The organism is Sphingomonas sp. NCPPB 2930 (assembly GCF_042867205.1).
Lineage (GTDB): Bacteria > Pseudomonadota > Alphaproteobacteria > Sphingomonadales > Sphingomonadaceae > Sphingomonas.
In genome coordinates this window covers 43,211-51,249 of sequence record NZ_JBHZQU010000022.1, presented here as the reverse complement: position 1 = coordinate 51,249, position 8,039 = coordinate 43,211, and the positions used below count along the sequence as shown (strand labels likewise).

General features: G+C 65.4%; 8 protein-coding genes. 1 reads left to right on the top strand and 7 read right to left on the bottom strand.

Annotated features, from left to right (window positions below; genetic code table 11):
• Positions 1 to 101: 101 nt before the first annotated feature.
• A complete protein-coding gene (gene recF, locus ACFX59_RS17185) occupies positions 102 to 1,145 on the bottom strand; it encodes a DNA replication/repair protein RecF (protein WP_387434079.1) in 1,044 nt (347 codons plus the stop codon).
• 354 nt (positions 1,146 to 1,499) lie between these two features.
• Here recF and ACFX59_RS17180 point away from each other — a divergent pair, with 354 nt between their 5' ends.
• Positions 1,500 to 2,852 carry a phospholipase D family protein gene (locus ACFX59_RS17180; protein ID WP_387434076.1) on the top strand — a complete coding sequence of 451 codons (1,353 nt, stop codon included), beginning with the start codon at positions 1,500 to 1,502 and terminating at the stop codon, positions 2,850 to 2,852.
• A gap of 34 nt (positions 2,853 to 2,886) precedes the next feature.
• On the opposite strand, the gene ACFX59_RS17175 is transcribed toward ACFX59_RS17180, so the two are convergent.
• The 6 genes from ACFX59_RS17175 to ACFX59_RS17150 all read right to left on the bottom strand — a co-directional run bounded on the left by ACFX59_RS17175 (position 2,887) and on the right by ACFX59_RS17150 (position 8,037).
• Positions 2,887 to 3,345, bottom strand: a complete 459-nt coding sequence (locus ACFX59_RS17175) for a hypothetical protein (protein ID WP_387434073.1) — start codon at positions 3,343 to 3,345, stop codon at positions 2,887 to 2,889.
• A gap of 11 nt (positions 3,346 to 3,356) precedes the next feature.
• Positions 3,357 to 3,890 carry a hypothetical protein gene (locus ACFX59_RS17170; protein WP_387434070.1) on the bottom strand — a complete coding sequence of 178 codons (534 nt, stop codon included), beginning with the start codon at positions 3,888 to 3,890 and terminating at the stop codon, positions 3,357 to 3,359.
• Complete coding sequence (locus ACFX59_RS17165; RefSeq protein WP_387434067.1) at positions 3,890 to 4,717, bottom strand: TIGR04255 family protein; 828 nt, start codon at positions 4,715 to 4,717, stop codon at positions 3,890 to 3,892. The genes ACFX59_RS17170 and ACFX59_RS17165 overlap by 1 nt, the downstream gene beginning before the upstream one ends.
• 67 nt (positions 4,718 to 4,784) lie before the next feature.
• On the bottom strand, positions 4,785 to 6,992 hold the full coding sequence (locus ACFX59_RS17160) for an AAA family ATPase (protein WP_387434064.1): 2,208 nt from the start codon (positions 6,990 to 6,992) through the stop codon (positions 4,785 to 4,787).
• Positions 6,989 to 7,477: a hypothetical protein gene (locus ACFX59_RS17155; RefSeq protein ID WP_387434061.1), complete on the bottom strand. Its 489-nt coding sequence runs from the start codon at positions 7,475 to 7,477 to the stop codon at positions 6,989 to 6,991. Before ACFX59_RS17155 ends, ACFX59_RS17160 begins: the two co-directional genes overlap by 4 nt.
• Complete coding sequence (locus ACFX59_RS17150; protein WP_387434058.1) at positions 7,474 to 8,037, bottom strand: recombinase family protein; 564 nt, start codon at positions 8,035 to 8,037, stop codon at positions 7,474 to 7,476. The genes ACFX59_RS17155 and ACFX59_RS17150 overlap by 4 nt, the downstream gene beginning before the upstream one ends.
• Between the last annotated feature and the right edge of the window lie 2 nt (positions 8,038 to 8,039).

Here is an 8,039-nt window from a genome sequence, read left to right as displayed (position 1 = left end):
CCCTCACCCAAGCTGCGCTAGCCAGCAGGCTGGCAAGCTCCGCTAACCCTCTCCCCTGTCCAGGGGAGAGGGAAGAAAAAGGCATCATGAATGCCGCCCACCTAGAAAACGACCCGAGTCGCCTCCCCCGGCACATCGGCGAACAGCGCGGGCTCGGTCCCGGTCATCCATACCTGCCCCCGCCCGGACAGCCGCTCGAACAGCGCGGCGCGGCGGGACGGGTCGAGATGCGCCGCGACCTCGTCGAGCAGCAGCACCGGCGGCACCCCGCGCCGCTCGGTGACGAGATCGGCATGCGCCAGCACGATGCCCAGCAGCAGCGCCTTCTGCTCGCCGGTCGAACACAGCGCCGCCGCCTGTCCCTTCGCCACATGCGTCACTGCCAGGTCGGCGCGGTGCGGCCCCACCAGCGTCCGCCCCGCCGCCGCATCGCGCCTGCGCCCCATCGCCAGCGCATGGGCGAAGGCGGCCGGGTCCACCGCCTCCCCCTGCAACGCCAGCGCGGCGCGCGCGAACACGCTGTCGGGCACCTCCTCCAGCCGCTGGTCGAGCGCCGCGACCGCCGCCACGCGCGCGGCATCCACCGCCGCGCCATGCTCGACCATCCGCGCCTCCAGCGCGCTCAGCCAGTCGGGATCGATCGGGCCGTCGCTGGCGAGCAAGCGGTTGCGCTCGCGCATCGCCGCGTCATAGCGGGTCGCGTGCATCCCATGCGCCGGGGCCAGCGCCAGCACCAGCCGGTCGAGGAATCGCCGCCGCTCCGATGCGGGCTCGACGAACAGCCGGTCCATCGCCGGGGTCAGCCACAGGACCGACAGCCAGTCGGCCAGCGCATTGGCGCTCGTCCCCGCGCCCTGCACCCGCACCACCCGCCGCTCGGGCGAGGAAGCGAGCGCGCCGGTCGCGATCTCGACATCGCCGTTCAGGGTCGCGGCGACCCCGAACCCGCCCTTGCCGCCCTGCCGCGCCATCGCCGACAGCGCCGCACGCCGCAGCCCCCGGCCCGGCGCGAGCAGCGACACCGCCTCCAGCACATTGGTCTTGCCCGCCCCATTCTCGCCGGTCAGCACGACGAACCCCGCACTGGGGTTCAGCGCGAGGTCGGCATGATTGCGGAAATCGGTGAGGACGAGGCGGGTGAGCATTGCGTCCGCCTTAAACGATCCTCCCCAGCATGGGGAGGTGGCAGGCCGAAGGCCTGACGGAGGGGGGGGTTCCACACGGGACGTCCCCCGCGGCGATCCCCCTCCACCACCCTGCGGGTGGTCCCCCTCCCCGCGAGCGGGGAGGATTTGGGTCTTAGGTCCTTAAACGGCCAGAAATCTGTAAACTGTCAGTCCGACCGACTCGCAGGTGCCTGACTTTGCTAGCTTTTTCGCAATTAAATGCCCCGCCAGCTTTGCAGAGTGTCAAGTTTCCAGATTCCTTGTGGGCGGACGACGGATAGAACTTTACACATTGGTGTGGCCCGTTCAACGATGCTGGCACGGGGGACGCGAATGGCTGCTGATCAAATCTACGTCGGGCGGGCGGACGCCGTTGACCTCGAGATCGACGGCGAGACCGTCATCGATCTGAACGAGGCGCTCTCCGCCGCCGCGACGGACGCCACAGAGATCACAATTCTGGGCGGATATTACCAGGCGGAATGGCTGGTGCAGCTGTTCAGGAACCTCCCGGCACGTCGCCGACGCGCGTGCAAGGTCAGGATCGCGGTTGGATCCGACGCGACCGTGAGCCTGCCACGCACTTTCCGCGAGATGCAGGACGTTCGATCGGAACTGCGTCGGCTGGGGTATCGCGACATCGAAGTCGCGGTAGTCGGTCGCTCTCCCGTCCATTTTCACACCAAGCTGTTCCGGTTTCTTCGCACTACCCGACCCTCCTGGTACGTCGGTTCCGCCAACCCCGGCAGCGAACGGCACGAGCTGATGATCCGTGTGGCAGGGCGGCACCCGGGCCTCTCCAGCTACGTCGATGCCGTCTTCGCCGTCGCACATTCCGTCGAGCACGGCTTCCCGGAACGTCAGTCCGCGACCACCATTCGCGAGTTCCTCCTGGACGGCGTTCTCTGCCATCGGCCGCCGGCGCAGCAGCTCTTCACGTTCGATGCGTACAGGTTGTCGCCCGAAGATCGCAGGCGGATCGATACCCGGCTCGGCGAAGGAAGCGGCGTCATACATGCCAGCCCACGAACCGAGGGGTTCGGATTCGGCCTGCGTAGCGCCTTGGCTCTGCCGGCGGACGAGGATGCGGACGGTGACGGCGTCGAGACGCGCACTCGCTTCCGCTCGCTCGGCATGGATACCCTCTTCGGCCTGTGGATGCCCCGCCTCTATGCGGAGGAAGCCAAGGACTCCGTGAGGCAGCGGGAGGACGTTCGCCGTTCGCGCCTCGCGTCGATAGGGTCGGCCCTCAACGCCGAGGGTGGACAGGATCGCGTGCTCGCCGCCTTCCATGCCTATGTCGCTTCGATGGACCGCTACCTCGGCGACCTCGGAATCGACGCCAGGCCGGTGCGCGATCGGGACGCTGCTTTCAGTCGGTTCGTCACCTCGCGCAGGCGCAGTCTCTCCGACCCCGCGTTCCAGCAGAGGCATGCTCGGCTGATGACGTTCGCGCCGATGTTCGACGTCTGGCAGGATCCGGACGTGGCTAAAAAATTCGAAGCCAGCTTCTTCGAGGACCTCGCCTGGCGCTCGTCGCCGTCCGCAACCCGACGACCTCGCATCGTGAAGTCGATCATCGACGGGATGGACGAAGACGCGATCTGGCAGACATCGGAGGAGCTTCAGGACGCTTTCGCAGCACGACTGGCCTCCGATCCCTGGTCGGACGACGACTGGGAATGACCCGAGCCGCACGGGTGATTTGGGACGCAAGGGATCAGGCCTTTGCCTGAGCATCTTGGACAAATGCGTCGTTTACGCTTTCACCCTTGAGATGGTCCGGGAAGTCAACCGGGTATCTGACCCAAACAGACTTCTTAGCCAGCGCCCGTTTAACTGCTGTTCCCCGCGGCTTCCAGATTTCGCAGTGATTTGGGTCACCGTCCAACGGCATTCGAGCGATGGTCATACCGTGATCTCGCCACGCCTTTACCGGCAAGGACACGAGGCCATACCCTTCATGGCCTCGCAGGACGTTTTCCACATCCTGTTCGCTCTGATAGATGGTCACCGACGTTCCGCGACCAGTCCGGTCAAGGTCGAACGTCGGAGACGAGTTGGGCCGGCCGTCTCCCGCCTTGTACCCATCCGGGGGAACCCGCCGGAGAACAAGCCACTCGTCGGCGATCTCGGGATCGTCGGGAGGAGCTGCCTCCGGCGCATCGGTCACGGCCAACCTGACTCAGTTCAGCCCCGAAGCCTCGACAGAAATTGGCGTGCCTCATCCAGAGACACGGGCTCATCGGGCGCGATCTCGCCGTCCTCATCCTCGTAGACGTAGTCGCATGTACCATCGGTCAGGAGCTCGATCTCGAGTTCCTTGCCCGTGTCACACTCCCAGGACAGGTTCAGCCCACCCGTCGAGGTAAGACTAATTTCCGGATACAGACAGGGACGAAAGCCCTCGACGATAAGGGCAACGGCCGAGCGGACCACACCTCGATCAAGACGCGCGGACCCATAGCTGTCCCAACCGTTCTTGCGTTCGGCAAGCTCGGCAAGACGGGTCAGGCTCTGGCGTACGACCTCCGGCACTTCGCCCCCGCTCCGCGACACGTCGAAGCGAATGTCATTGCCGGCGATCGTCACGGTTTCGAAGCGACGAACAGGGAGAGTCTCGCGAGCCGCGGCAAGGCGGTACTGATCGTCGATCAGCATACCGCTGTCCCGCTGGTCCTCGGCGTATTCCCAGTCCTCGTAAGCCCGTAGCGCGTAGCCCATCACTTCAGTCCCCAGTGCGCGTGAGCGGCGGATGTCGTCGCAGCCACGAATGTGGCGTTGATGGCATCACGCCCCTTGTCGAAGAACGACAGGGAGTCACACAAGTTGCCCGAATCAGGAGTTCCTCGGGCCGTGAGTTCGAACCGGTATGCCTTCTGATCGTCTTCAATTCGTGAAACGGGAACGAGCGCCTGTCGCAAGCGGCCGATCGGCCTCCCGTTGTCATCGTACAGCACATATTGCGCCTGAAACTGGCAGGATTCAAGACCCACCCTATCAACGTCCAAGGACAGCTTGGGCACCTCGAAGAAGCTGCCCACGTCGCCGAAGTCACTTCCGAAATCGCTAACGGGCACGATGTTGACGTTCGCTAGCTCACAATGCGTAATCCTGATCGCTCCCATTTTCCGCTCTGCGACATATTCCGCGAAGCGCACGAACAGCTCTGCGAACCGACGGATCAGCGGTTCCGAGTTGGGATAGGCCTCATCCCCGACCTTCAGCCAGTTGAAGGTGAATAGGTCAGGTTGCACCTGCACCTGCTCGTGTCCAGTGGCACTTCGGAAGATGGCACGTGGAACGGCGTCTTCCGGCATCAGCCGGAACATTGGCGCTTGCTCCACCTGCTCGTCGAAGCGTTCGACCACGGGCTCACGCATGGGCTGCGTGACAGTTCGGGGAAACTCAGATTGGAACCGCCCCCACAGCAATCCGAAATCCACTAGGGAGAATTGCGGCAAGCGATCGAAGATGACGGTAATGGCCTGCTCGGCCAAGGGCGGATTGTCGAACCGTGGACGGGTCGTCGCCACTTTATCTCCTCGCATCGTGAGATGATCCTTAGCCGTAACGCCCGGGCCCTGTCCATCGAATGACGTGCTCCGGGCATACTGTTTATAGAAGAAGGCATTGGCGGCGGGTTGCCGATGAGGGAGGTGAAGCGACAGCTTGCTCCAGCAGCCCCCTGTTTCCGACCAGCACGGCAGTCCCGCGCGCCCTCGTGATCGCAGTGTAGATCATAGTGCGGTCCAGCAGCCGGCTGGGCACGATGGGGATGATCACCCGCTCGAACGCGGAGCCCTGGGCCTTGTGGACCGTGATTGCCCATCCTCGCAGGACGCGCTGGAGATCGACCGGTCGGATCTCGGTCCGCGTGCCTGCCTCGTCGTCGAACAGCACCATGGCCCCCTTGGGCGTGGCGTGCTGCACGATGCCGAGACTGCCGTTCATGATGTCGACCACCTTCGGTCGCCCTTCGTCGTCCATTGATCCCGCGTCGTGATCGTAGCTGTTGCGGGTCCACAGTATCTTGCTGGTCTCGGCGATCCCCCAGTCGTGGATCGGAGGCTGCGCGCCGGCCCAGCGCCGCTCGATGCGATCAGACAGGGCCGTCACGCCAGCGGGACCGCGTAGGGTCATGCCGAGGATCTGGACACGTGCGGCATGAAGGTGCCGCATCGCCGCCCGATCCGGCTTGTCTGCTGGCGCGCCGACGAACGCCTCGAAGATCCCCATGATCGTGTCGGGCACGTCAGCGGTACTGCAGGCTGCTAGGAAAACCCCGTTGCGTCCGGCATTCTCGGCGTCGAAGCATGGCACCTCGAGCATCGTCCCGCTGCGGATGGCGGAAGCGACGACGGGTATCGGGCTATCGCCCGACTGCCGATGAACCTGGCTTAGTGTAGCGCGGGGGACCCGCGTGGTTCCGACAAGTGCAGCGAGTGGATTGCCCGCACCGATGGGCGGCAGCTGTCCCGGATCGCCTACGAGCACCACACCGACCTCGTCGGGGATCCATGACATGATCTGCCACAGGTCCGGCGTGGCGATCATCGACGCCTCGTCGATGACGAGGATGCCGGCACCCATCTTCCGACCGCCGACCGTGATCGCCTTCAGGAAGCGATGCACGGTCATCGCGTCATGGCCCGTCGCTTCTTGGAGACGCTTGGCAGCGCGTCCGCTCAGCGCGATCTGCGTGTATGCCCGATCGAGGTCGTGGGCGAGATGCATGATTGCGCGAGTTACGGTACTTTTACCAGTGCCTGCCGCGCCGTCGACGATACAGAAGCGCGAGGCCGCCACCTGCTTCACGGCCCTGATCTGCGCCGAGTCCATCCGGAAGCCCAGCTCTGCTTCCACGATCGCGATCGCACTCTCGGCCTTCTCCTGCGGGGCGTTGACCTCCCGTAGTCTGATCAAGATTTTCCTCTCGATCTCCGCTTCCATCATCGCAGGCCCGCGTCCCTGCCACATACCGGCACGCTCGACGAGTTCACCGTTGCCGACAGCCAGGTCGAACGCGGCGACGGCGTGACGTTCGCCGACGCGGCCGAGCAACGACCTGAGCCCGGCCAGGATGTCCCGACGCTCCGACGCGGTGTGGCCTCCTGCGCCTCGCTCGTGTCCTCGATACCGTCGTGCGACCACTTCCTCGACCGCCGCGCGCAGACGGCGTGGATCGTCACCGGCGATACCGAGGCGGCGCGCTCGGTCGTCGACCTTCCGCCAAGGCTGCAACGCGGATAAAACGTAAGGATCGCTATCCAGCTTCTCGACGGCAGCACGGCCCCATAGCTGCACTGCCATCATCGAGGTCGCGGCGTCGAAGCCGTAGCGATCGAACCGCTCCAGGACGTGGACCTCGTCGGCGAACATTCGGAATTCGTTAGTCAGCGCGACGCTGGCGACGGGGCCGAGATCGGCAGCGAGGGCTGCTGCGTCGCCCTCCTGAAGAATGCGGTAGAGGTCGGTGCCGTGCACCGTCCATAGCTTGCCCGCGGTGATGCGGCCCACACCAGCGACAGCCCGGTTCGTCGCGATCCAGCGGACGATCGCCTCCCCGCGAGGAACGAGCGGCAGCGCGACGTCCGCCCGGACCTGTCGCCCGTGGTCCCGATCGTCGACCCACACGCCGGTGACGCGCCAGTCCTCGCCCGCCTTCGGCTCGCGCGTCGCTACCTTCGCGCCGATACGAACCCGTTGCGACGCTCCGTCCGCCGTTCTGCCGATCATTATGCCGCCGTTCGTCGGCGAGGGGTGGAACGAGGTGACGGTCAGCTCCATCGTCACCCCGATTGGCGCGGAGCCGTTCGCGATCATGGCAGTCGACCCGTCTCAGCGACGAACCCCCGCAGGAAGCCGAGCTCCTTCCGAAGCCGCTGGTTCTGCGCGCGCAGGAGCAGCAGCTCACCCTCGAGATCGGAGATGCGTCGATTGCTCGGCTCCTGCTCTTCCACCGCCGCGCGAGCAGCCGCGAGCCTCGTCGTCCCAGCGGTTCTCTCCCATTCGTCATAGGTGGCGAGCAGGCGGGCGCACCACTCGTTGGTGGCAAAGTTCTGGCGATTGAAGCGACGTCCGCTGGCGCTGATGGCCTGGGCGACCTTGCCGGCGGACGCCTTGCCGGCATGTCTAGGCAGCGCTTCCTCGCCGAGGCCGCGAAGGTAGTCGGCCACTACGCGCGCGTTCAGCCGGGCGGCCGGTGCCGCTGGGCCGCCGAGCCTGGAGTCCGGCACGGCTTCCAGCTCCTGCATGACGCGGTCGATCAGGTCGCGTACCTCCTGCGCGACGCCGGCATCGGGGCTCATGTGCGCTCCTCCGCTTGGCCGAGCGCCTCGTACAGCGCCGTCTTCCCGACCTTCATTCGCGCCGCCGCCTCGCGGACGGTCAGTCCTGCGGCGATGTGCAGGCGGGCGCGCTTGAGCTTGTCCGGCGTGATCACGGGACGTCGTCCGCCCTTTCTCCCCCGAGCCTCTGCCGCACGAAGACCCGCACTCGTTCTCTCAACGATCAGGTCGCGTTCGAACTGCGCCAGCGCTCCGAAGATGTGGAACAGCAGCCTCCCCCCTGGGGTGGCGGTGTCGACGGCCTCAGTCAGCGATCGCAGGCCGATGCCGCGCTGTTCGAGTTCGCCGACGGTGTCGATGAGGTGCCTGACCGATCGCCCGAGCCGGTCGAACTTCCAGATGACGAGTACATCGCCTTCGCGAAGAAACGACATGGCCGCAGCCAAGCCCGGTCGATCGGCCTTGGTACCGGACGCCTTGTCATCGAAAATTTTGTCGCAGCCGGCCGCCCGAAGCGCATCATGCTGCAGCGATGGATCTTGCTCCGCCGTAGACACGCGCGCGTAGCCGATGAGCGCCATCG